The 23,635-nt window shown below is 47.1% G+C and carries 22 protein-coding genes; 8 read left to right on the top strand and 14 right to left on the bottom strand.

Annotation, left to right across the window (positions count from 1 at the left end):
• Positions 1-122: 122 nt before the first annotated feature.
• Entirely contained in the window at positions 123-728 is a 606-nt protein-coding gene (gene azoR, locus BEA93_RS06440; RefSeq protein ID WP_105224573.1) for an FMN-dependent NADH-azoreductase, read from the top strand.
• 40 nt (positions 729-768) lie between these two features.
• Here azoR and BEA93_RS06435 read toward each other — a convergent pair whose 3' ends face one another.
• The 4 genes from BEA93_RS06435 to BEA93_RS06415 all read right to left on the bottom strand — a co-directional run bounded on the left by BEA93_RS06435 (position 769) and on the right by BEA93_RS06415 (position 5,008).
• Positions 769-1,635, bottom strand: coding sequence for an aldo/keto reductase family oxidoreductase (locus BEA93_RS06435; protein WP_105224574.1), 867 nt, complete (start codon positions 1,633-1,635; stop codon positions 769-771).
• A gap of 220 nt (positions 1,636-1,855) precedes the next feature.
• Complete coding sequence (locus BEA93_RS06425) at positions 1,856-2,179, bottom strand: YdbL family protein (protein WP_001516435.1); 324 nt, start codon at positions 2,177-2,179, stop codon at positions 1,856-1,858.
• Between the two features lie 7 nt (positions 2,180-2,186).
• Positions 2,187-2,372 carry a YnbE family lipoprotein gene (locus tag BEA93_RS06420; RefSeq protein WP_000699961.1) on the bottom strand — a complete coding sequence of 62 codons (186 nt, stop codon included), beginning with the start codon at positions 2,370-2,372 and terminating at the stop codon, positions 2,187-2,189.
• Positions 2,372-5,008, bottom strand: coding sequence for a YdbH family protein (locus BEA93_RS06415; protein WP_105224575.1), 2,637 nt, complete (start codon positions 5,006-5,008; stop codon positions 2,372-2,374). Before BEA93_RS06415 ends, BEA93_RS06420 begins: the two co-directional genes overlap by 1 nt.
• Before the next feature lie 207 nt (positions 5,009-5,215).
• On the opposite strand from BEA93_RS06415, the gene ldhA reads away from it, so the two are divergent.
• Both ldhA and hslJ read left to right on the top strand, forming a co-directional pair.
• A complete protein-coding gene (gene ldhA / locus BEA93_RS06410) occupies positions 5,216-6,205 on the top strand; it encodes a D-lactate dehydrogenase (RefSeq protein WP_000762228.1) in 990 nt (329 codons plus the stop codon).
• A 157-nt stretch (positions 6,206-6,362) separates the two neighbouring features.
• Positions 6,363-6,785, top strand: a complete 423-nt coding sequence (gene hslJ / locus BEA93_RS06405; protein ID WP_001516437.1) for a heat shock protein HslJ — start codon at positions 6,363-6,365, stop codon at positions 6,783-6,785.
• Here the strand turns inward: hslJ and BEA93_RS06400 are convergent.
• Positions 6,782-7,048: a putative hemolysin gene (locus tag BEA93_RS06400; protein WP_001200698.1), complete on the bottom strand. Its 267-nt coding sequence runs from the start codon at positions 7,046-7,048 to the stop codon at positions 6,782-6,784. The two genes, hslJ and BEA93_RS06400, sit on opposite strands and share 4 nt — an antisense overlap.
• Positions 7,049-7,320: 272 nt before the next feature.
• Here BEA93_RS06400 and nifJ point away from each other — a divergent pair, with 272 nt between their 5' ends.
• The 3 genes from nifJ (at position 7,321) to uspF (ending at position 12,919) form a co-directional block, all read left to right on the top strand.
• Positions 7,321-10,845, top strand: a complete 3,525-nt coding sequence (gene nifJ, locus BEA93_RS06395) for a pyruvate:ferredoxin (flavodoxin) oxidoreductase (protein ID WP_105224576.1) — start codon at positions 7,321-7,323, stop codon at positions 10,843-10,845.
• A 365-nt stretch (positions 10,846-11,210) separates the two neighbouring features.
• Positions 11,211-12,344 (top strand): porin OmpN, encoded by a 1,134-nt coding sequence (ompN, locus tag BEA93_RS06390; protein WP_000837952.1) that lies wholly within the window; start codon positions 11,211-11,213, stop codon positions 12,342-12,344.
• A 140-nt stretch (positions 12,345-12,484) separates the two neighbouring features.
• A complete protein-coding gene (uspF, locus tag BEA93_RS06385; protein ID WP_010376343.1) occupies positions 12,485-12,919 on the top strand; it encodes a universal stress protein UspF in 435 nt (144 codons plus the stop codon).
• Between the two features lie 284 nt (positions 12,920-13,203).
• Here uspF and BEA93_RS24995 read toward each other — a convergent pair whose 3' ends face one another.
• Positions 13,204-13,386, bottom strand: coding sequence for a hypothetical protein (locus BEA93_RS24995; RefSeq protein WP_123057413.1), 183 nt, complete (start codon positions 13,384-13,386; stop codon positions 13,204-13,206).
• 547 nt (positions 13,387-13,933) lie between these two features.
• Here BEA93_RS24995 and BEA93_RS06380 point away from each other — a divergent pair.
• Both BEA93_RS06380 and BEA93_RS06375 read left to right on the top strand, forming a co-directional pair.
• The gene (locus BEA93_RS06380; RefSeq protein ID WP_001201817.1) at positions 13,934-14,884 is read left to right on the top strand and encodes an omptin family outer membrane protease; all 951 of its coding nucleotides are present in this window, start codon (positions 13,934-13,936) and stop codon (positions 14,882-14,884) included.
• A 184-nt stretch (positions 14,885-15,068) separates the two neighbouring features.
• A complete protein-coding gene (locus BEA93_RS06375) occupies positions 15,069-16,553 on the top strand; it encodes an alpha/beta hydrolase (protein ID WP_001226090.1) in 1,485 nt (494 codons plus the stop codon).
• Positions 16,554-16,622: 69 nt separating this feature from the next.
• On the opposite strand, the gene cdtC is transcribed toward BEA93_RS06375, so the two are convergent.
• From cdtC to BEA93_RS06335, 8 genes are all read right to left on the bottom strand, one after another.
• Complete coding sequence (gene cdtC / locus BEA93_RS06370; protein WP_001220161.1) at positions 16,623-17,195, bottom strand: cytolethal distending toxin type IV subunit CdtC; 573 nt, start codon at positions 17,193-17,195, stop codon at positions 16,623-16,625.
• Positions 17,192-18,013 carry a cytolethal distending toxin type IV nuclease subunit CdtB gene (gene cdtB, locus BEA93_RS06365; protein WP_000734594.1) on the bottom strand — a complete coding sequence of 274 codons (822 nt, stop codon included), beginning with the start codon at positions 18,011-18,013 and terminating at the stop codon, positions 17,192-17,194. The genes cdtC and cdtB overlap by 4 nt, the downstream gene beginning before the upstream one ends.
• Entirely contained in the window at positions 18,010-18,723 is a 714-nt protein-coding gene (cdtA, locus tag BEA93_RS06360) for a cytolethal distending toxin type IV subunit CdtA (RefSeq protein WP_000358617.1), read from the bottom strand. Before cdtA ends, cdtB begins: the two co-directional genes overlap by 4 nt.
• A 512-nt stretch (positions 18,724-19,235) precedes the next feature.
• Positions 19,236-19,526 carry a hypothetical protein gene (locus BEA93_RS06355; RefSeq protein ID WP_000355611.1) on the bottom strand — a complete coding sequence of 97 codons (291 nt, stop codon included), beginning with the start codon at positions 19,524-19,526 and terminating at the stop codon, positions 19,236-19,238.
• Between the two features lie 10 nt (positions 19,527-19,536).
• The gene (locus BEA93_RS06350) at positions 19,537-20,241 is read right to left on the bottom strand and encodes a tail fiber domain-containing protein (protein WP_000235972.1); all 705 of its coding nucleotides are present in this window, start codon (positions 20,239-20,241) and stop codon (positions 19,537-19,539) included.
• Positions 20,242-20,250: 9 nt separating this feature from the next.
• The gene (locus tag BEA93_RS06345; RefSeq protein ID WP_000654144.1) at positions 20,251-20,532 is read right to left on the bottom strand and encodes a hypothetical protein; all 282 of its coding nucleotides are present in this window, start codon (positions 20,530-20,532) and stop codon (positions 20,251-20,253) included.
• Complete coding sequence (locus tag BEA93_RS06340) at positions 20,532-22,907, bottom strand: prophage tail fiber N-terminal domain-containing protein (RefSeq protein WP_105224577.1); 2,376 nt, start codon at positions 22,905-22,907, stop codon at positions 20,532-20,534. The genes BEA93_RS06345 and BEA93_RS06340 overlap by 1 nt, the downstream gene beginning before the upstream one ends.
• A gap of 64 nt (positions 22,908-22,971) precedes the next feature.
• Entirely contained in the window at positions 22,972-23,571 is a 600-nt protein-coding gene (locus tag BEA93_RS06335; RefSeq protein WP_105224578.1) for an Ail/Lom family outer membrane beta-barrel protein, read from the bottom strand.
• Between the last annotated feature and the right edge of the window lie 64 nt (positions 23,572-23,635).

The raw sequence follows: 23,635 nt of genomic DNA, 5'->3' as shown, positions 1-23,635 counted from the left end.
GTGTTGTTCAATAAATTCGAACATAGACTTCGATATATTGCGCTATCTCTGTGGCAGGATTGTGAATAAAGTGTCAACAAGCAACAGGGCATCGCCCATTCAAACATCTATAAGGAAACACCATGAGCAAGGTATTAGTTCTTAAATCCAGCATCCTGGCAGGGTACTCTCAGTCTGGTCAGTTGTCTGATTATTTTGTTGAACAGTGGCGTGAAAAGCACACTGCTGATGAAATCACCGTCCGCGACCTGGCTGCAAATCCGGTTCCGGTGCTGGATGGCGAACTGGTTGGTGCTCTGCGTCCGAGTGACGCGCCGCTGACTCCGCGCCAGCAGGAAGCCCTGGCACTGTCTGATGAACTGATTGCCGAGTTGAAAGCGCATGACGTTATCGTGATTGCCGCACCGATGTACAACTTCAACATCTCTACTCAGTTGAAAAACTATTTTGACCTGGTTGCGCGTGCAGGCGTTACTTTCCGCTACACCGAGAACGGTCCTGAAGGTCTGGTAACCGGTAAAAAAGCCATTGTTATTACCAGCCGTGGCGGTATCCATAAGGATGGGCCTACAGACCTGGTGACCCCGTATCTTTCTACGTTCCTTGGCTTTATCGGCATTACTGACGTGAACTTTGTCTTTGCTGAAGGTATCGCTTACGGGCCGGAAATGGCAGCAAAAGCGCAGACAGACGCTAAAGCGGCAATTGACGCAATTGTTGCAGCATAAGTTTTAAGAAGCCTACCGCGAGTGCGGGAGGCTTTTTTACTTAACTCGCCTTTTTCGCAATACTGTCCAGCGTTGCCAACACATCATCAGGTAGCGCTAATTCCCCTACTGCCATATTCTCCCGTAAATGCGCAACGGAAGACGTCCCCGGGATCAGCAAAATATTCGGTGAACGTTGCAACAGCCACGCCAGCGCCACCTGCATCGGTGTCGCATTAAGACTTGCTGCGACATCAGAGAGCGTGGAGGATTGCAGTGGCGTAAAGCCCCCGAGCGGGAAGAACGGCACATATGCAATGCCATCGCGGGCCAAAGAATCAATTAATTCGTCATCCGCACGATGGGCAATGTTGTATTCGTTTTGCACGCAAACAATTTCTGTAATCTTGCGCGCCTCTGCAACCTGCGTTGGTGTTACGTTGCTCAGGCCAATATGTTTTACCAGCCCTTGTTGTTGCATCTCAGCCAGCACGGTCAGGCTGGCTTCAATCGCCCCTTCCGCCGGGCCATGTCCATCGTCAGGCATCACCCGCAGGTTCACCACATCCAGCACGTCCACCCCCAGATTTCGCAGGTTATCGTGCACCGCTTTTTTCAGTTCTGCTGGAGAGAATGCCGGCAACCAGGAGGCGTCCTCACCGCGGCGAGCGCCAATTTTGGTGACGATAGTCAGGTCATCGGAATAAGGATGTAACGCTTCGCGGATAATCTGATTGGTAACGTGTGGACCATAAAAGTCGCTGGTATCAATGTGATTGACGCCCAATGCCAGTGCCTCACGCAGCACGGTAATCGCGACATGGCGATCTTTCGGTGGGCCGAATACACCAGGTCCTGCCAGTTGCATCGCGCCGTAACCGAGACGGTTAACGGATTTTGTACCGAGAGTAAATGTGTTGCTGCTCATAACACCCTGCCCTGTAATAAAGCGGATTAAGAAAAATCAGTATAGAAATGAACGGAAAGTGAATAAATGACTATTGAATGCGGATGCGTAAAAACGAGCGCCAACAAGCAAAAACAGCGCCGCAATCAGTCTGGCGGAGGTCTGTAGGTATAATTTGTACCGTTTTGAACGGTAACTGATCTTTCTGAATACGAAATTAATTACCGCTGCTTTACGTTTTTTATTTTTGCAGCCATTTCCCATTAATCCCCTGCACATATTCTCCCGGTTTAGCGCGAGCGACCAGTTTCTGCCCTGCCAGTTTTGCAATCTCCTCAGTTGAGACATTATTTTGTCTGGCCAGTTGCTGATAACTCAGCGCACGAGCTTTATTAATATCGTTTACCAATGCCTGCGTTTCGTCATCCGTTTTCAGTGCCATCAGATAACCATTAAATGTTTCGCCTACCCGCCCCTGACTTCTGGCTTCATTCAGGGTTAACGCCATCGCACTGCTGCTCATCAGGCAAACAGTCCACACCATTATCAGTAATGCTCTTTTCATCATTACCTCAAAAAAGATCGCTACGGGTTTTGAGCAAGTCTTCAACGTCCTTATCTGCTTTTATGATGATCTCATGCTCAATTTTAACGTTCATATTAATGGTGATTGGCTCTTTCGGCGCAGCCACTTCAATGCGCGGCGTGCAACCAAGCAACATAAAAGAGGACGCGAACGCGGTTATCATTATTTTCATTATTTTTCCTCACACTCATTTCCTGATGGGCAACCCGTTTTCGGGAGTCGGGCATTCTGTTCCAGCCACGCCTGGAGATTATCGCCAAAGCGTAAGCTGCGCCATAACGTAAAAATATTCTCTTCGTGGCTGTAATTAAGATTCACCGTGCCCGTTTTACCATCAACCCGGCTATTACCGCTGATCGTTGCCTGCATGGTTAACACACCGAGATTATCCAGATTAATTTTTGTCGATGAACGGCTAATTTCCATATAGCGCAACCAGTTGATTGCAGTCCCTGCGGTCATATTGTCTTTTGCTACTGCATCCGCCGTGTCTTTATCCAGGCGCAAGGTCATGGGGCCTGCGTTTGCCAGCCAGCCATCTTTCACAATCCATTTTTCATTATTAAGCCATAGCGGCAATGCCCCACTGAATGCCCCTGACATAGCGAATTGCTTTGGATTGATGGCGCTAACCAGTTCACTGGAAGAGAGATTATTCAGCCGTAACAGCGCCGGATCGTGCTGCGGCATACGTAATTGTTTCATCAGCACGTTACCACCTAAAACATCAACACTCACATCAGTCAGTAGCAAGGGTTCGTCTTCGGTCCACGGATAACGCCCCTGAAGATCGGCAGTAATATTTTTTGCCGTCACCAGGTTAACCACTTCAGCAATACGTAATGACACAGGTCGCCGCGTTCCCAGGTGCCACGCACCGTCGGCAAAACGGAACGGTAGTACAAAGTCGACACCGTTGACCTGGTTATCTGGCATCCACGCGCTGCCACCTTTCAACACGCCATGCCCCCCTGCACGGAAGCCCTGCTCAGGCGCGGCAGAAAACGCCACCTGGGCATACAATTCACCATCGCGTAGATTCATCTTCCAGTCTGGCGGGATCAGCGGCTGGAATACGGTCAGCGATTGTTTAGGCCACCAGGCATTGCCGCGCAGGCGAATACCGTCCCAGCGGCCATTCACCCGTACCGGGCCAATCTCACCAGCATGTAAATCCCCTTTGAAGAGGAAATACGTCGGATCGCGTCCATCGACACTAAATTTTAAGGTTGATGGCGGTAACACACTACCGCCTGTGAAAAGCGTTTGTCCTGCATCCAGCGAAAGCGCACCACTAAAAGACGGATTCTGGGCGTCACGCACCCAGATAACGGGTTTATCAAGAATTAAGCGCGGCGTTTCTACTGTCATCGTGCCATATTGCAACTGATCGAACCCGGTCGAGAGGTCGGTAAGCGTAATCGTGCTGTCATGCCACTCACCTTTTCCTGCGACATCCCAGGTGGCATTCATCGGGGTAAAACTGCCTTTGCCCCAGTAACGCCACTGCCAACGCCCTGCATCCGGGAGAAAATCATTCGCCTGACCATCCATATGCAGCACAAAGTCGCCCAGTTCATTTTCATGGGCCTGCAAAATGGCCTGCAAGCGACCGTCAACACCACGTTGAGTGACTTTTACCCCCGCTAAAGGCCAGCGAATTTCATCGATGTCCAGTGAATCGATGATTCTTCCCTTTGAACGTAATAACGCGCCTGGTTCAAAGGCCAGCGTTGGGTCAGTCAGACTTCCGCTTAGCTGTGCCGGTAAGCGGGCATACAGAATGAGATCAGCCTGTTTTGCTTCACCGGTCAGTTGCAGTGGCATCTGACTGTTATCCATGCTCAATTTTCCTGGGCCAAAATTAAGCACCGCATTGCCTTTCCCTGCTTGCCCCTGAGTCAGCACACTCAGGCGTCCACTGACCAACGCGTTCTCAAGCCCGGCCTGCCAGTTCTCGACTTTAACACCCAATCGCCCACTCAGGGGAAAACCTTCATACGGCCAGCTCCAGCGACCATCGCTGACCGTCAATTGCTGACGGGTAATTTGCCACGGCAAATCGAGCAATGGATCGCCGTTATCCCGTGTCATCACAAGCAATTGCCCGCTATTTTCCTGCCACTCCAGTTCAGCATCCACCAGTGACGGTTCCTGTGGCAAGTTCAAGGTCGCGGTAGCATGGCCACTGACAGGAAGCCCATCCGGCACCAGCGGCATGGTAAATTCCCCTACCAGTTTTACCGGCGGCTGATTTTCAAACGCGGCGACATCCAGTTCGCTGACTGTAAGTTGTTGCCCTTTAAGCTGGCCTTGAAATTTAACTTTTTCGCCCTGATAACGCAGTTGCTGGATATCAGAGGTCAACGAGAGAGAGAGTTTTCCCTGCCATTCCTGCCAGGGCGAAAGGATCAGTTTATCAATATTGATCCAGGTGTTAGGCAGCATGGATTGCCACTGCGCAAGGGTTTTCGGCGCTGCCGGAGAGGGCTCTTCCTGTGGCAATTTTGCCAGGCAAGCAGAGTCAAGCTCCACTGTGCCAACGTTCAATAACCAGCGGCTGGGATGTGAAAGGCTGGCATTGGTGATATGCGCCAACTGGCAATCCGCCACCAGATAACGGAGATCGGGAATAATTAAACCTTTACGCGTGATGCGCGGGCTTTCATCTAATGCAATGCGTGTACCGAGCGGCAGCCAGATACCCGCCAGCGTAGGAACCCACAGCCCGAGCGTCATCAGCAGCGTTAAGGGCACAAGAATAATCAGTAATAACAGCGCGAGAACGGCTTTATATTTACCCAACATGGGTAGTTAATATCCTGATTTAGCGAAAAATTAAGCATTCAATACCGGTATTGTGGCATGTTTAACCGTTCAGTTGAAGGTTGCGCCTACACTAAGCATAGTTGTTGATGGATTTTTCAATATCACCACAGCTTTCAATTATATTTTAATTTTTGTAAAATATTTTTAGTAGCTTAAACGTGATTCAACATCACTGGAGAAAGTCTTATGAAACTCGCCGTATATAGCACAAAACAGTACGACAAGAAGTACCTGCAACAGGTGAACGAGTCCTTTGGCTTTGAGCTGGAATTTTTTGACTTTCTGCTGACAGAAAAAACCGCCAAAACCGCCAATGGCTGCGAAGCGGTATGTATTTTCGTAAATGATGACGGCAGTCGCCCGGTGCTGGAAGAACTGAAAAAGCACGGCGTTAAATATATCGCCCTGCGCTGTGCCGGTTTCAACAACGTTGACCTCGACGCGGCAAAAGAGCTGGGGCTGAAAGTAGTCCGTGTTCCAGCCTACGATCCGGAAGCCGTCGCTGAACACGCTATTGGTATGATGATGACGTTGAACCGCCGTATTCACCGCGCGTATCAGCGTACCCGTGACGCCAACTTCTCTCTGGAAGGCCTGACTGGCTTTACCATGTATGGCAAAACGGCAGGTGTTATCGGCACCGGTAAAATCGGCGTAGCGATGCTGCGTATTCTGAAAGGTTTCGGTATGCGTCTGCTGGCGTTCGATCCATACCCAAGTGCGGCGGCGCTGGAGCTCGGCGTGGAATATGTCGATCTGCCGACCCTGTTCTCTGAATCAGACGTTATCTCCCTGCACTGCCCGCTGACGCCGGAGAACTACCACCTGCTGAATGAGGCGGCGTTTGATCAGATGAAAAACGGCGTAATGATCGTCAACACCAGTCGTGGCGCATTGATTGATTCCCAGGCGGCAATTGAAGCGCTGAAAAACCAGAAAATTGGCTCGCTGGGGATGGACGTGTATGAGAACGAACGCGATCTGTTCTTTGAAGATAAATCCAACGATGTGATTCAGGATGACGTGTTCCGTCGTCTGTCTGCCTGCCATAACGTACTGTTTACCGGGCACCAGGCTTTCCTGACGGCAGAAGCTCTGACCAGTATTTCCCAGACTACGCTGCAAAACTTGAGCAATCTGGAAAAAGGCGAATCCTGCCCGAACGAACTGGTTTAAACATGCAGCTCCCCTGCAAATCAGGGGAGCTTATTCAGATAATCCCCAAAGATCTTTCATCCGCTATTCTTACAATAAGTTCTGTTGAACGGATAAGACGCCCCAGCGTTGCATCCGGCAATCAGCACCTGATTTATACCTTAAGTTGAGAACTAAAATGAAGAAAGTTGCCGCGCTAGTCGCACTAAGCCTGCTGATGGCGGGATGTGTAAGTAATGACAAAATTGCTGTAACGCCAGAACAGTTACAGCATCACCGGTTTGTACTGGAAAGTGTTAACGGTCAACCTGTTGCCAGCGATAAAAACCCGCCAGAAATCAGCTTTGGGGAAAAGATGATGATTTCCGGCAACATGTGTAACCGCTTTAGCGGAGAGGGTAAACTTTCGGGCGGAGAACTGAAAGTTAAAGGACTGGCAATGACCCGCATGATGTGTGCCAACCCACAGCTTAACGAACTCGATCACACCATCAGCGAAATGCTGAAAGAAGGTGCGCAGGTAGATCTGACCGCCAACCAGTTGACGCTGGCAACCGCGAAACAGACATTAACTTATAAACTGGCAGATTTGGTCAATTAGTAGCTGCCACAGCTTCCGGCGGCAAGCGACTGTTCGCTGCAGCGTTTGCCGTTAGGTAATGCACACATCCCAATAGCCGTTCCGTCAAGTTGACGGGCAACGGATAGCGAACCACCAATCATTGCGCAATTTGCTTCACCGCTACTGGACATGGACGCTTTTAAACCAGGCGCCACATGCGCCGCGGTTGCCTGCTGAACAGGTTCACTACTACACGCAGACAACAATAAAGCGGCACACCCTACCCACAACGCTGCTCGCATCTTTACTTCCTCTAATCTTTAAGCCAAACGACACCGCCCTAAATAATAGGCAGCCCAGGCGGTTACGTCGAGAACTACTATGTGTGTTGCAACGCATTGTTACTTTTTTATCGCTATTTTTTGCCCGGTGCTTGATCGAAACATTCATTATGCGGATATGGGGGACACAAAAGCGAAAATGCAACAGAAAGCCATTTGCTAAAATTGAGAGATAACTACTGGGCGCGCAGCTTTTTCGTGTGCCCCTCATTTGCGCAATGTAAGGGTGTCGTATGATCACAATTGACGGTAATGGCGCGGTAGCTTCGGTGGCATTTCGCACCAGTGAAGTTATCGCCATCTACCCTATTACCCCGAGTTCCACGATGGCAGAACAGGCTGATGCCTGGGCCGGAAACGGCTTGAAAAACGTGTGGGGAGATACACCTCGCGTAGTTGAAATGCAGTCCGAAGCTGGCGCTATCGCGACTGTGCATGGCGCTTTGCAAACGGGCGCACTCTCTACATCGTTTACATCATCGCAGGGTTTGTTGCTGATGATTCCGACATTGTACAAACTGGCGGGCGAACTGACACCGTTTGTACTGCATGTGGCGGCGCGAACCGTCGCTACTCATGCGCTCTCTATTTTTGGCGATCATTCAGATGTGATGGCGGTGCGCCAGACCGGTTGCGCCATGTTGTGTGCGGCAAACGTTCAGGAAGCGCAAGATTTCGCCCTCATTTCGCAAATCGCGACACTAAAAAGCCGTGTGCCATTTATTCATTTCTTTGATGGTTTCCGTACTTCCCACGAGATCAACAAAATCATTCCACTGGCCGACGACACTATTCTTGAACTGATACCGCAGGCAGAAATTGATGCTCATCGCGCCCGTGCGCTGAATCCGGAACATCCGGTGATCCGCGGTACATCCGCCAATCCTGACACTTACTTCCAGTCTCGTGAAGCAACTAACCCATGGTACAACGCAGTTTACGACCATGTTGAACAGGCAATGAATGATTTCGCCGCCGCTACGGGTCGTCAGTATCAGCCTTTTGAGTATTACGGTCATCCACAGGCAGAACGGGTGATAATCCTGATGGGTTCTGCTATTGGCACCTGTGAAGAAGTGGTAGACGAATTGCTGACTCGTGGCGAAAAAGTTGGGGTGCTGAAAGTTCGACTATATCGTCCGTTTTCCGCCAAACACTTACTACAAGCACTACCGGAGTCCGTACGCAGCGTAGCGGTGTTGGATCGCACCAAAGAGCCGGGTGCCCAGGCAGAACCACTCTATTTGGATGTGATGACCGCGCTGGCAGAAGCCTTTAATAATGGCGAGCGTGAGGCATTGCCTCGCGTCATTGGTGGGCGCTATGGTCTGTCTTCCAAAGAGTTTGGCCCGGACTGTGTGCTGGCAGTATTTGCCGAACTTAACACAGCCAAACCAAAACCACGATTTACCGTGGGTATTTATGATGATGTGACCAATCTGTCACTGCCATTGCCAGAAAATACCCTGCCAAACTCCGCGAAGCTGGAAGCCCTGTTTTACGGTCTGGGCAGTGACGGCAGCGTTTCCGCGACCAAAAACAATATCAAGATTATCGGTAATTCCACCCCGTGGTATGCACAGGGGTATTTTGTATACGATTCCAAAAAGGCCGGTGGTCTGACAGTTTCTCACCTGCGTGTGAGCGAGCATCCAATTCGATCCGCGTATCTGATTTCACAAGCTGACTTTGTTGGCTGCCACCAGTTGCAGTTTATCGACAAATATCAGATGGCAGAACGCCTGAAACCTGGCGGTATTTTCCTGCTTAATACTCCGTACAGTGCCGAAGAAGTCTGGTCGCGGCTGCCGCAAGAAGTTCAGGCGGTGTTGAATCAGAAGAAAGCTCGCTTTTATGTGATTAATGCAGCGAAAATTGCCCGTGAATGTGGACTGGCAGCGCGCATTAACACCGTAATGCAGATGGCCTTTTTCCACCTGACGCAAATTCTGCCTGGCGACAGTGCCCTGGCTGAATTGCAGGGCGCAATTGCCAAAAGCTACAGCAGCAAAGGTCAGGATCTGGTGGAACGCAACTGGCAGGCACTGGCGCTGGCGCGTGAATCCGTGGAAGAAGTCCCGTTGCAACCGGTAAATCCGCACAGTGCGAATCGGCCACCGGTGGTTTCCGATGCAGCGCCTGATTTCGTTAAAACCGTCACCGCTGCAATGCTCGCCGGACTTGGCGATGCCCTCCCCGTTTCGGCGCTACCACCAGACGGCACATGGCCAATGGGCACAACGCGTTGGGAAAAACGCAATATTGCCGAAGAGATCCCCATCTGGAAAGAGGAACTCTGTACCCAATGTAACCACTGTGTCGCCGCCTGCCCACACTCCGCTATTCGCGCAAAAGTGGTTCCGCCGGAAGCAATGGAAAACGCCCCCGCCAGCCTGCATTCGCTGGATGTGAAATCGCGCGATATGCGCGGGCAGAAGTATGTGTTGCAGGTCGCACCGGAAGATTGCACCGGCTGTAATCTGTGCGTTGAAGTTTGCCCGGCGAAAGACCGTCAGGATCCTGATATCAAAGCCATCAATATGATGTCGCGTCTGGAGCATGTGGAAGAAGAGAAAATCAATTATGACTTCTTCCTCAACTTACCAGAAATCGACCGCAGTAAACTGGAACGTATTGATATTCGTACATCGCAATTGATCACACCGCTGTTTGAATATTCTGGTGCTTGTTCCGGTTGTGGCGAGACGCCGTATATCAAATTGCTTACTCAGCTCTATGGCGATCGAATGTTGATCGCTAACGCCACCGGATGTTCGTCGATTTATGGCGGTAACCTGCCATCCACACCGTATACCACTGATGCAAACGGTCGTGGTCCGGCCTGGGCGAACTCACTGTTTGAAGATAATGCCGAATTTGGCCTGGGCTTCCGCCTGACGGTCGATCAGCATCGTGTCCGTGTTTTGCGTCTGCTGGATCAGTTTGCCGATAAAATCCCGGCGGAGTTACTGGCAGCGTTGAAATCAGATGCCACGCCAGAGGTTCGTCGCGAACAGGTTGCCGCGTTGCGCCAGCAACTAAAGGATATCGCTGAAGCTCATGAACTGCTGCGCGACGCTGATGCGCTGGTGGAAAAATCAATATGGCTGATTGGTGGCGACGGCTGGGCTTACGATATCGGCTTCGGTGGTTTGGATCATGTATTAAGTCTGACGGAAAACGTCAACATTCTGGTACTGGATACGCAATGCTATTCCAATACCGGCGGTCAGGCGTCGAAAGCAACCCCTCTTGGTGCAGTAACGAAGTTTGGTGAACACGGCAAACGCAAAGCGCGTAAAGACCTCGGCGTCAGTATGATGATGTACGGTCATGTTTATGTGGCGCAGATTTCTCTCGGTGCGCAACTGAACCAGACAGTGAAAGCGATTCAGGAAGCGGAAGCGTATCCAGGGCCGTCACTGATCATTGCTTACAGTCCATGTGAAGAGCACGGTTATGACCTGGCATTGAGTCACGACCAGATGCGCCAACTCACCGCCACCGGCTTCTGGCCGCTGTATCGCTTTGATCCACGTCGCGCCGATGAAGGCAAACTGCCACTGGCGCTGGATTCACGTCCACCATCAGAGGCTCTGGAAGAAACATTGCTCCATGAACAACGTTTCCGCCGTCTGAATTCGCAACAGCCAGAAGTGGCGGAACAGTTATGGAAAGATGCCGCAGCCGATCTGCAAAAACGCTATGATTTCCTCGCGCAAATGGCGGGGAAAACGGATAAAAGTGGCACCGAGTAGAGTAACAGGGTAAGGATTATCCTGAACAAAAAAAAGCCCGAATGAAAGTTCGGGCTTGTCTTTTTATTTGTTGGGAAATAAGTAATCGTAGCAATGCCCCAACAGAAAATAATATCTGTGACAATAAAGGCATATAACCTGCGCAGAATAACGCATCACTTTTTAAATGTATAATTTTTATTTTATATATATCACCGCTAAAACATTCATCAAACTTATTGTCATTTCTCAAGAATTATTTGATTAAGGTTTTACTTAAGACGTAACAAATGATACTTATCGGCTAATGGAACTTTTCCTTTAGGATGTTTTCACTTCCCGAACAGGGAAAGAAAGGCAAATAAAATAACTAAAGGATTTTTTCAATGAAAAGCAAAGTACTGGCACTCTTAATTCCTGCCCTGCTCTCCGCAGGAGCTGCTCATGCGGCAGAAATTTATAATAAAGACGGCAATAAATTGGATCTTTATGGCAAAGTTGATGGTCTACATTATTTTTCTGATAGTTCAGCGAAAGATGGCGATCAGAGCTATGCACGTCTTGGTTTTAAAGGCGAAACACAAATTAACGATCAACTCACTGGTTATGGTCAGTGGGAATACAATATTCAGGCAAACAATACTGAATCCTCAAAAAATCAATCCTGGACTCGTCTGGCATTCGCCGGGTTGAAATTTGCTGATTACGGTTCTTTCGATTACGGACGTAATTACGGCGTAATGTACGATATAGAAGGCTGGACCGATATGCTGCCAGAATTTGGCGGTGACTCCTACACGAATGCGGACAACTTTATGACCGGTCGTGCTAATGGCGTAGCAACTTATCGTAATTCTGATTTCTTCGGTCTGGTTAATGGACTGAACTTCGCTTTGCAATATCAGGGTAACAACGAAGGCGCGAGCAATGGTCAGGAAGGTACTAATAACGGACGTGATGTTCGTCATGAAAATGGCGACGGCTGGGGTCTTTCCACAACCTACGATTTAGGTATGGGCTTTAGTGCGGGTGCAGCATACACCTCCTCAGACCGCACCAATGATCAGGTTAATCATACTGTGGCGGGTGGCGATAAAGCCGATGCGTGGACTGCCGGGTTAAAATATGATGCTAACAACATCTACCTGGCAACCATGTATTCCGAAACACGTAATATGACGCCATTTGGCAACAGTGATTACGCCGTTGCGAACAAGACCCAGAACTTTGAAGTCACCGCCCAATATCAGTTTGACTTTGGCCTGCGTCCGGCAGTGTCTTTCCTGATGTCTAAAGGGCGTGACCTGAACGCTGCTGGTGGTGTTGATAATCCAGCCGGTGTTGACGATAAAGATCTGGTCAAATACGCAGATGTTGGCGCGACATATTATTTCAACAAAAATATGTCAACCTATGTTGACTATAAAATTAACCTGTTGGATGAAGATGACAGCTTCTACGCTGCCAACGGTATCTCTACCGATGATATTGTCGCTTTAGGTCTGGTTTATCAGTTCTAATCCTGCCTGCCCGCCTCTCTGGCGGGCTTTTTCTACTTATTGAATCCTGCTTAATCTAAATTAAAAATGTGAACTCCGTCATTACACAAAAAGTGTCATCTGGCGTTACACTTTATGCGGATACTAAAACAGGAGGTTTTATGAACAGAACGATTCTTGTCCCTATCGATATTTCCGACTCAGAATTAACTCAACGCGTGATTAGTCACGTTGAAGCCGAGGCAAAAATTGATGATGCAGAGGTTCATTTCCTGACGGTAATACCTTCGCTACCCTACTATGCCTCTCTGGGTTTAGCGTATTCCGCAGAGTTACCGGCAATGGATGACCTGAAAGCGGAAGCCAAATCGCAACTGGAAGAAGTCATTAAAAAATTCAAACTGCCGACTGACAGAGTGCATATCCATGTTGAAGAAGGTTCGCCAAAAGACCGCATTCTGGAAATGGCGAAAAAGATCCCTGCTCATATGATCATCATTGCCTCCCATCGACCGGATATTACCACCTACCTGCTCGGCTCTAACGCCGCTGCCGTAGTACGTCATGCAGAGTGTTCAGTGCTGGTCGTGCGCTAATAACTAACGCCCGCACGTCGCTGCGGGCTTTTTGATTCATTTCGCAAATGTGCTGACATTTTCCCCTCTAATCCGTACCATACACGCCACTGTTTTTATATCAGACTTCTGCTGTCGGATATCCCGGCATGATGCATACTCTTCTGATGCCATATAATGAATTGAGCTACTATTAAATGTTGCAAAATCAAGAAATTAGTAAGAAAGAACAATACAACCTGAACAAGTAAGGGCAAAAATCACAACTATCTGACCCATAAGTATTTTATTTATTTTTCAATATGTTAAACATTATCGGCAACTACAATAAGCCACGATAACCCACTCTTTTTTTGCCCCATTTTTGCCCCTTTTGCAGTGTTTTGCCCCATTTTTGCCACCGAAAAATGCGAGAATTTATCAATCTGTAGTCTGCAAATTGCGCCCATGAGTTCTTTCCAAGAGAATCTGTTTCGGCTGGAAATCATTCAATACTCACGCTATCGAAAGTTATCCAGCCTGTTGTGGAACGTCCTTGCATGTGACGTATCGCGGGTCTCTTTACGATTTTTATCTGTATTGGTGAATTATAAGCAATCTGAATCTATGCATGACGTGTGGTGCCTGTTTTGCTTTTTTCCATCTATTTTTGCTGGGTCGAAGCCCATATCTGTGAGTCTGGCGATACGCCCCCGCCAGACTCACCGCCCCCTTTTCACCGATACATGAGCGGCCACAACCAGAAAAAACTGAACAAGAGTACTGTAGCAATACCTACAACAATGATATTTTTGTTAATATGCGTCTAAATGAATAACAATGTATAGATAAAAATACCAGTAAGAAGAAAAACCCCAAAGCTTTAAACCGCAAAACAAAACCTTATCAGGTAATTTAACCACAGAGTATTAATGCAACCAAATAATAATTCAAACCTAAACAAACCATAAACAGTTAAACAATATACAATTGACTCATCAAGTTAGATATAAAAAATACATGTTAAATCATTAAAACGATTGAATGGAGACCTTTATGCGGGCGAAACTTCTGGGAATAGTTCTGACAACCCCTATTGCGATCTGCTCTTTTGCCTCTACCGAGACTTTATCGTTTACACCTGACAACATAAATGCGGACATTAGTCTTGGAACTCTGAGCGGAAAAACAAAAGAGCGTGTTTATCTAGCCGAAGAAGGAGGCCAAAAAGTCAGTCAACTCGACTGGAAATTCAATAACGCTGCAATTATTAAAGGTGCAATTAATTGGGATTTGATGCCCCAGGTATCGGTCGGGGCTGCTGGCTGGACTACTCTCGGTCAGAAAGGGGGTAATATGATTGACCGTGACTGGCAGGACCCAGATAAACCTGGCATCTGGACAGATGAAAGCAGACATCCCGATACCCGCCTTAATTTTGCCAACGAATTTGATCTGAATATCAAAGGCTGGCTCCTCAACGAATCCAATTACCGCTTGGGGCTTATGGCCGGATATCAGGAAAGCCGTTATAGCTTTACAGCCAGAGGTGGTTCCTATATATACTCTGACGAGGGATTCAGAGATGATATCGGCTCCATCCCGAATGGAGAAAGAGTAATAGGCTATAAACAACGTTTTAAAATGCCCTATATTGGCCTGACGGGTAGTTACCGTTATGAAGATTTTGAGTTTGGTGGCACATTTAAATACAGTGGCTGGGTGGAAGCATCTGATAACGATGAACACTATGCCCGTGTAAAAAGAATCACTTATCGCAGTAAGGTCAAAGACCAAAATTACTATTCTATTGCAGTCAATGCAGGTTATTACGTAACACCTAACGCAAAAGTTTATGTTGAAGGCGCATGGAATCGGGTTACGAATAAGAAAGGTGATACTTCACTTTATGACCATAATGATAATACTTCTGAATACAGCAAAAATGGTGCAGGCATAGAAAACTATAATTTCATCACTACTGCTGGTCTTAAGTACACCTTTTAACACCGTTAACTAAAATCTCCCCGGTGGTAATGCATAGCCCCGGGGAGTTTATCTGCTATTCAAAGTAAACAACATTCTCTAATTTTGTACTCATTTGACCAATATCCGTAACGTGTAGCCCCCTACCGCAACACAGGGGTCAATATATTCAAATTTTATCTTTATACTGATATTCAGAGGCACAATGCGAAAGATAATTGCTCATTTCAAGATTGTTTTAACCTTACTTCTACCCGTAACCGTATCTGCCCAGCAGATCGAGTGGCAATCCTGTATGACCAGTCAATTCAACCACTGGTTTGCTGAGGAAAAACCGTCTCCTGACTTACTATGTGGTTATTTGTCTGTTCCATTAAAATATACAAATATAGGCGGAGATGCTTCTTATGAAAAAAAATCACAAGTCAAACTAGCGTTGACAAAATTGCCGGCAAAAAGCAAGCATAAAGGAAGCATCCTGATAATAAGTGGTGGGCCCGGGTTACCAGGCATAAATCCTTATATTAACTTTGACTGGCCAGTCACAAATCTGCGTGAGTCATGGGATATTATTGGATTTGATCCTCGAGGCGTCGGACAGTCCACTCCGACAATAAACTGCCAGCAATCAGATACAGAGATTCAGGAAAACATAACCGAAAAGCAACGAGTACTAAATAAAATTAATGCCTGTATCCATAATACCGGAGCCGAAGTCATTCGCCATATCGGCTCTAATGAGGCTGTATATGATATTGATCGTATTAGGCAAGCCTTGGGTGATAAACAACTGACAGCCGTGGCGTATTCGTATGGAACACAAATTGCAGCCTTATATGCAGAACGTTTTCCTTACAACGTCAGATCTATCGTTCTGGATGGAGTCGTCGATATTGATGACCTGGAGGACAACTTCACATGGCAACTCAAACAGGCACAAAGTTATCAGGAAACGTTTGATCGCTTTGCATCCTGGTGTGCGCGTACAAAAAGTTGCCCGCTTTCTTCAGACAGAGATAAGGCAATAACTCAGTTCCACGAACTGTTATTAAAATTGCATCACAGACCTTTAATCGACAGCAAGGGAGAAAATATATCTTCAGATGAACTCATATCATTAACAACAGACCTTCTATTATGGCGTTCATCATGGCCAACCCTTGCAACTGCCATACGCCAGTTCTCACAGGGGATTGTCAGTAATGAAATTGAAACTGCGCTCAGTGCTCCAATAGCCTCAGAAGAGTCAAGCGATGCTTTGGGGGTAATCCTTTGTGTTGATCAGGGAGATGAGAAATTAACACCAGAAGAGAGAAAATCCCGAAAAGACGCTCTTGCGAATGCCTTCCCAGCTATTAACTTTGACAATGGACGCTCTGATTCACCTGATTTTTGTGAATTGTGGCCAATACATAGCGACCTGAACAAAACTCGCCTGAAAAATACAGTTCTGCCCTCGGGTTTACTGTTTGTTGCACACAAATACGACCCAACAACGCCCTGGATTAATGCTCGCAAGATGGCAGAGAAATTTTCCAGCCCGTTACTGACAATAAATGGTGATGGGCATACATTAGCTCTTACCGGAGTCAATTTATGTGTGGATAAAGCAGTTGTACATCACCTGCTCACTCCACAGAAAACAGAAGATATATCCTGTCCAGGAAATGCTGAAGTAGAGATACAATAATAAAAAATAGCATCCAACCACAGCACGCTCTTGCTTACGACGTGCTGCGGTTTTATTGATAATTCCGGATTAGATCGTCAATGGAGACATTATTGCCGGAGATAATGGTGGATTCAGCATCCAGAGTAATCCCGGCGACACCGTATCAAAAGGACGGCTCAGATCATTAACACATTTTGTTAACTTGAAATCTGTAACACTTTCTCCATTCCCCAAACATTGACCATTTCCAATCGACTTGATTTGCACAGCTCCAGTTTCACTGGTTATAAATGTAAATAATGCATTGCGATTGCTTTCAGTGCATTGTTTAGCCACTGCTAATTGCCCATTTAGAATTGCAAGGCATTCATTACCATCAGGGTTTTTTATCTGAACATGCCCCCCCGGTGCCGATATCAAATCCAAATCATTAGTCTTTACTTCTGATATAACCCAATTATTTACATTGAAGTCACGACCTACAGGGTTTCTGAGTATCCCACCAGTAAGAACGTTTCTAATATTAACCAACACAGGTCTGGGTTCAGGATCTCCAGAAGCATTGTTGCCAGCAAACTGAGTGAGAAGCCCTCGTTGATTTACCGCATCAGAAGTACATCCCGTCAGCAATAAAACCAAAATCGTAATAATTATTCTCATCTTCTAGCTCCTCTTCCGGGAATGAAGCCAACCGGAAAGTGATCAGAGGCAATTTGCCCTCTTAACAACCCAAATAACAGCGAAGCCCTCAACAGGGGAAGCACAAAACTCACTGAGTTTCCAACTACAGCATAATCAAGCACTCCACCACTGGCCTGCGTTGGATCTGGTGGTGCAATAATATTCACGTGATTACGGATTCCCGGCTCAAGTGTTGAAAATAACATAGCAGGTGAACGGTTGAAATCTCCTGCAATCATCCAGTTAGCGGCCTGTCTTATAGGATCTGTTTGTCTGTTGAAAAACTCAAAAACACTGTTAACAATTGCTCCAGAATCTATACCTCGGTTTGCCAATGCATGAGTTGAGAAGAAAACATCATTACCTATTCTTATTCCAATGATCGGACGCGATGCCACTGTTGGAGGTGATAATACAATCACCTCATCAGCTCTTCTGTTAGATACTATCGCTAAATTTACTCTATTAGAAAGAGCATCAGTTCGCGAAAAATAAATAAAAAGCTGCTGTGGACGGCTATTCGTTCCAGTATTCCAGATATACTCATTCATTGGGATACCTGGTGTACGAAATTCACGTTCCGTTAGTGTAGCTGAAGATGGTATTGAACCAGCTTCCTGAACCATCAGGATATCAACAGCACCACTTCCCGTGACAAGTTGTCGAACATGTGTGTTCCATTTATTTTCTGTCGGTGCATTTGAGCCCTGCAAATTCCAGGTTGCAACTTTAAAGTCGCTTAAATCTGCAAAAGAAATACCCGGCAAAATCATTAACAGGAATAATAATTTTTTCATACTCCCTCCATTCCATCAGGTTTGTCATGAGGTGGAATTGGCAATGGTCTGAATGGTCTTAATTCTGGTTTAATCAGATTTGGTTTTGCCGCTCTGACAGGTGGACTTATTGCCCATAGCATTTCTTGCGTTTCTTCTTTTGCACCAGGACACTTCTCAAGGGTGATTGTAAAAGCAAACGGTGACAGTATAGTTCTGCTTAAATAGTCTGCTCTTATACACGTCTGCAAGGCGCTACTTCTTATAAGCACATTACCATTAGTAGAAGGCAGTAACTGAAACTCCTGAGATAACGAATTATCATCACAGGTATTATGTATCACCCCGTTTTTAAAGGCCTCCATGCAAGTCCCCTGGGCAACATTAACAAATTTCACTGTACCGGCATCTTTACCATCCACAACCTTCCAGTTCCGATTCTCTCCAAAACTTACTGAATCAAACGGAGTATATCCCCAAAGCCAGTTACGGACAGGTCTGGCCCAAACAGTAAGCATCGCTCCCCCTGTGCTCATTATTGAAACATCAGGAAAGTCAGTACTGTTGCTCCCAAATGTTGGAGATGTGCCATTTGAAGCAACAGCGACACCTTGCCCTGGAATTCCGACTAATTCTACATTCTTTCCCGGTGGCGAAGGTGAATCACCGATCCCATCCGAGCAACCAGTAATTATAAGTGTGCACAAAAATGCAATTAGTTTTTTATCCACTATATTTCCTCCTCTGCACCACCTCTTTTTTATAAAAAAACAGAAACAACAAAGCAACAAAAATATTACTGGTAAGATTAATGAGAAAATGTGAAAGCAGCACAACAAACAAGTTTATTATAACATTCGTTATTGTTTTTCAGGTTACAAACAGCGAGCTCATATATAATTCTTTATATTCCAAAACACTATGCAACATGACCATAACGTCTGCGGTTCAGTGGAGTTTGCTCAAACATATTCGCCAGTCTGTTTCATTACGTAATACACCTGTTTAGGTGTATGCATAAGACCAGTCAGGTATAAATAACTATATTGTTTTGCATAAGAAGTTGGTTGCATAATCACCAGTTAATATAAACTCCATTATTTCTCCACATTTTCATGTTAGAAGTTGCAAAGAGAAACATGATGTTTCTCTTTGAGATAATTAATCATTCCTGTTGCCCACCTCACTGGTGGGCTTTTTTATGTAAAACCAGCCCCTGCCATGTTCCCCTGACATGATGACGTTAGCGATTAACCAACAGCCAGATCAGCAGACACGCCACCACCGGCACAGCAAAATCCATCATGCTTGCCATATCCCATGCACGTGGATCAAAACCGCCCCACCACGGCATGTTAATCCGCTTGCCATGCCCGAACATTCCAATCCAGCGATATTCTGCCTGGGTATGTTCACGCGCAATGAAGAACGTACAACCGGCTATCGCTCCGTAAGCCCAGTTCCCGGTAAAAAGACCAACCAGTACCTGCGCAGCCACAGCACAAAGCGCGTGAAGGAAAGGTGTTATATCCATTACTCCTCCTTTATCCAATATCGCTTCGGGAAGTTAATAACAACTTTAATTCTGACTCAAGTTCATCAACTCTTTCAGTCAGCTTCTGGATATGGTGAATCAGTGGAACAACCAGACGTTCGTACATTACGCCTTCGGCAACAAGGCCATTGCTGGAAATAGCTTCAGGAGCATCATCTTCGTTAGCTGGTCGCCAGTGTACAAACTGAGGGGCAATTTCTCCTACTTCCTCGGCAATCAATCCGTAGAATCCCCAATCGCGCCTGTCATTTTCGCATTGCGACCTGTACCACACAGGGCGCATCTTGAAAATGAGATCGGCGTGCTCTGAATCTATCGTCTCTACTGAATGTTTATAGCGGATAGACGATGTTGACCGCAGCACAGACGAAATTGCGGGGTCAGGATTAAGATAAAGGTTTGCCGCAGCTGTAGTCGTGGCCAAATTCCATAAATAAAACGCTTCACGACCTGTCAGTGGATAAAAATCTCCGCCATAACGACCGCTTTCCAGATCGTTCACTTCCACTTTGTTTTTCAGCTTATTATCCACTTCAGTTTTCGTGTATCTGGTACTGATATCCTGCTTTGCACTGTCCATATCAGTCTGAAGCGTTGATACTTTTCCGCTAATTGATGAAATATCTTCCTTAGCTTTACTGACATCTCCCTTTAGCTTGGTGATATCTCCTGGAATTACTGTCGATGTAGCCATTTTTCTGCCTCACATCCAGCCACGAAGTTGATGCTCAACAACAACCGCGTATTTATCGAATATTGACGATTTTTTTGCATCATTAATGATGCGCACGTTTACAAAATATCCATCTTCCTTAACACATATCGGTTCGCCATCTTCAGTCAGCTCTCCGGTTTCTTTGTACACGTTACCTATCACGTCAATAAGAATATCATCCTGCATCGACTCGTCATCATAATAGCCAGCACTCTCCATAAAGGCCGAAAAGTCGGCCCTGTCGGCAAATTTGAGTGTTAAATCTTTCATTAGATTGACTCCCCCACCTGAGCATCAGTCAATGCCTTGTGCCATATTCTGAAATTCCTGACATGACCAAATAAATGACGTAACCCGGCTGTAGTCTGGCCTCCAATACGGATAATTGCGGTGTTCTGAATATAGAACCATGTGGTTTTTGTTTCGCTGGATATACGCCCGTTACTTACTGAGCACGTAGACTGATCTGACTTTACACGCATCCCCATAACCATTTTTTCAAGCGATGCGTTTTCGTTTACCCGTCTGTTAGCTCCTCCAATATCGCAATAAGGAAATCCGTCGTAATCTGTTGAACGACCGAAGCCAAGAATAATAGCCGCTCCGGTTTGATGACCGCCGGTGTCAAAAACACGCGGCGCTGCATTTGGCGTTTTATACCAGTTCTTATGTACCTCACAAAGAACCGTAAAAGGAAGATTATAAAGATTATTCTTAATGGGAACTGTAACTATATCGCTTGCGCGGGTCGCCGCCGTCGTTCCTGATATAATAAAAGATGATACACAAGGCCCATTTTCTACTTGTGGGGTGGCCAGATAAATATAGTCACCAGATACGGTTGCCCCGCCCTGCTTAGGAGAATACTGTATCTGAGAACCTATTTTTAACTCCCCATCAATTGCCTGAATTGTTGCCTCTGCAAAAATCCATCCGGTAGCTTCGTCCTTTCTGACTCTCGCAGTAATCCTTGAGGCAGCACCGCCTGTCATAGTAATTTCAAGCGTTTGTGTATCAATATACGCATCACCAAGAAAAGTTGTTGCGCTACCGTCATATTTATCAAACCGGATACGCAACCTTACCTGCAGTTCTGTTTTAAAACGACATGAGGTTGTCACGTATTTATTATCGCCTGAGACATCAACTGACTTTGTTGCAGCAATTGATGCCATATTAATGGCTGAGGTTTGCCCAATCAGAGAATCGTTACAGACAAACTTTCCATAGGTAAAACCAAAACTATCCGTCCCGGTTTCGGGAACATCCATATTTGACGATCGCCCCCAACTGGCAGGGTTTTCCGAATTGAGCATGTAGTTTGTTCTTTGCCCCTCAATAAGCAGGCCATCACGTTCAAATCGTGGCTCGTCAATGGCAGCCTCTGTCAGCACACCAGATTTATTAATATAGGTTGCTTTCGATGCGCGTTTAAACTTTACAACCTTATCGCCAGGCATCGTTATTTCATCATCACCAATAACAATCTTTTTATATGACGGCGAAAAGCCCGTAATCATATCCAGTGAATCGTTAAACGGTATCCACACATCGGGAAGCGGCTGCAAAACTTGTTTATACGGCTCCGCAGCCTGGCTTGCATACTCTCTGGCTGCGTCTTCACTTGCTTTTGCAGCCGTCTGGCTTGCAGCGGATGCTTTCGCCGAGTTAGCCGCCGCAGTCTCGCTCGCCTTTGCGTTGGTTTCACTGGTTTTTGCAGCTTTTTGACTGTTGGCTGATGCAGTGGCAGAAGAAGCCGCCGCACTTGCAGAACCAGCTGCGGCACTCTCGCTTTGGGCCGCTGCATCCTGACTGTTTTTCGCCGCAGTTTCGCTGGCTTTAGCATTCGTTTCGCTGGTCTTCGCTGCCGTCTGGCTGGACTTTGCGTTAGTTTCGCTCGTCTTCGCTGCTTTCTGGCTGTTAGCCGCAGCAGTTGCTGATCCAGCTGCTGAAGTCGCAGAACCGGCTGCCGCGCTCTCGCTTTCGGCGGCTGCATTCTGGCTATTTTTCGCCGCAGTTTCACTGGCTTTAGCATTCGTTTCGCTGGTTTTCGCTGCCGTCTGGCTGGACTTTGCGTTGGTTTCGCTCGTCTTTGCTGCTGTCTCGCTATTTTTCGCGTTGGTTTCTGATTTTTTAGCTGCTGTCGCGGAATTTGCCGATGCAGTCTGCGAGGCCGCTGCCGCCTGTGCGCTGTTAGCTGCATTCGTTTCTGAGGTTTTCGCCGCGTTCTTCGATGATGCCGCTGCAGTTTCGGATTTCTTTGCCGCCGCTGCGCTCTGAGAGGCGGCTTCAGCGTTGCGTGCCGCTTCTTCCACCATTTCCTCAAAACGACGCAATGCCTCCGGCATGACATCATCTTCCGTCATGGCGCCGAGAAAATCATTCAGCGTACCTGGTCTGGAGCCTTCATAGACGGTAATGGTCCCGGCATGTGAAGGCGGAAAACCTTCAACCAGCAGGATGACGCTGTACTGGCCATACTCAACATCCATGCTGTAACGCCCGGCTTCATCCGGATTTTCAGAGGCCACCGTGTTCACCAGTACCGTGGTGCTGTTACGCTTTGCCTTCAGTTGAATAGTGCAGTTCTGTATTGGTTTTCCCGCACCATCTTTCAGCACACCTGAGATTTTTACTGCTGCCATATCCACTCCACAAAAAAGCCCGCCTGAACCGGCGGGCTGTCATAACACTGTGTTACCTGGCTAATCAGAATTTATAACCGACACCAACGATGAAACCGTCAGTGCGCCAGTCGCCACTGCCGGAACCTTCATAAGCAATATCAATGGCCACGGATTCGGTCGGGTTAAACTGCACGCCAGCCCCCCACGCCAGAGACGTGTTGCTGTGGCGACCGTCATCACTTCCGGTCAGCACATCGTGCGTTTTCCCCTTGTTATCAGTTACGCGGAGATAATCTCCGGAGAACGTCGAAACACGGCTGTAAGCCACACCCGCCATCGCATAAGCACTGAACCATTCATTCACGCGTACAGACGGCCCCGCCATCACGCTGAACCAGCGGTTACGTACGGAATCCTCATGCCAGCGGGTATCGCTGTAACGGGTAAGCTGGCGATTCTTGTCTCCTGCATAGCTGAATGACGTCACCAGCCCCAGCGTGTCCGTAAATTCATAACGGTATTTCACGTTAATGCCCTTCAGGTCATCGTTGCCGGGCATATCTGTATGGGACTGAAGATACCCGGCGCTTAGTGTGGACTGATGCTCTGCTGCACTCGCTGGCGTACCAGCGGCGACCAGCCAGACTACTGCAGACAGAATAACAGCACATAATTTACGCATAATTACCTCTCGCTTTTCTGCAATAAAAAAGGCGCCATTTCTGGCGCCCGTATTTGGGTTATAA

This window comes from Escherichia sp. MOD1-EC5950, assembly GCF_002965345.1.
GTDB lineage: Bacteria > Pseudomonadota > Gammaproteobacteria > Enterobacterales > Enterobacteriaceae > Escherichia > Escherichia marmotae.
The sequence above is the reverse complement of the archived record's forward strand: the minus strand, read 5'-3'. Positions and strand labels throughout refer to the sequence as shown.

Coding starts and splice junctions, on each gene's coding strand:
- azoR (WP_105224573.1), top strand. CDS start 123: ATGAGCAAGGTATTAGTTCTTAAATCCAGCATCCTGGCAGGGTACTCT.
- BEA93_RS06435 (WP_105224574.1), bottom strand. CDS start 1,635: ATGAGCAGCAACACATTTACTCTCGGTACAAAATCCGTTAACCGTCTC.
- BEA93_RS06425 (WP_001516435.1), bottom strand. CDS start 2,179: ATGAAAAGAGCATTACTGATAATGGTGTGGACTGTTTGCCTGATGAGC.
- BEA93_RS06420 (WP_000699961.1), bottom strand. CDS start 2,372: ATGAAAATAATGATAACCGCGTTCGCGTCCTCTTTTATGTTGCTTGGT.
- BEA93_RS06415 (WP_105224575.1), bottom strand. CDS start 5,008: ATGTTGGGTAAATATAAAGCCGTTCTCGCGCTGTTATTACTGATTATT.
- ldhA (WP_000762228.1), top strand. CDS start 5,216: ATGAAACTCGCCGTATATAGCACAAAACAGTACGACAAGAAGTACCTG.
- hslJ (WP_001516437.1), top strand. CDS start 6,363: ATGAAGAAAGTTGCCGCGCTAGTCGCACTAAGCCTGCTGATGGCGGGA.
- BEA93_RS06400 (WP_001200698.1), bottom strand. CDS start 7,048: ATGCGAGCAGCGTTGTGGGTAGGGTGTGCCGCTTTATTGTTGTCTGCG.
- nifJ (WP_105224576.1), top strand. CDS start 7,321: ATGATCACAATTGACGGTAATGGCGCGGTAGCTTCGGTGGCATTTCGC.
- ompN (WP_000837952.1), top strand. CDS start 11,211: ATGAAAAGCAAAGTACTGGCACTCTTAATTCCTGCCCTGCTCTCCGCA.
- uspF (WP_010376343.1), top strand. CDS start 12,485: ATGAACAGAACGATTCTTGTCCCTATCGATATTTCCGACTCAGAATTA.
- BEA93_RS24995 (WP_123057413.1), bottom strand. CDS start 13,386: ATGATTTCCAGCCGAAACAGATTCTCTTGGAAAGAACTCATGGGCGCA.
- BEA93_RS06380 (WP_001201817.1), top strand. CDS start 13,934: ATGCGGGCGAAACTTCTGGGAATAGTTCTGACAACCCCTATTGCGATC.
- BEA93_RS06375 (WP_001226090.1), top strand. CDS start 15,069: ATGCGAAAGATAATTGCTCATTTCAAGATTGTTTTAACCTTACTTCTA.
- cdtC (WP_001220161.1), bottom strand. CDS start 17,195: ATGAGAATAATTATTACGATTTTGGTTTTATTGCTGACGGGATGTACT.
- cdtB (WP_000734594.1), bottom strand. CDS start 18,013: ATGAAAAAATTATTATTCCTGTTAATGATTTTGCCGGGTATTTCTTTT.
- BEA93_RS06355 (WP_000355611.1), bottom strand. CDS start 19,526: ATGGATATAACACCTTTCCTTCACGCGCTTTGTGCTGTGGCTGCGCAG.
- BEA93_RS06350 (WP_000235972.1), bottom strand. CDS start 20,241: ATGGCTACATCGACAGTAATTCCAGGAGATATCACCAAGCTAAAGGGA.
- BEA93_RS06345 (WP_000654144.1), bottom strand. CDS start 20,532: ATGAAAGATTTAACACTCAAATTTGCCGACAGGGCCGACTTTTCGGCC.
- BEA93_RS06340 (WP_105224577.1), bottom strand. CDS start 22,907: ATGGCAGCAGTAAAAATCTCAGGTGTGCTGAAAGATGGTGCGGGAAAA.
- BEA93_RS06335 (WP_105224578.1), bottom strand. CDS start 23,571: ATGCGTAAATTATGTGCTGTTATTCTGTCTGCAGTAGTCTGGCTGGTC.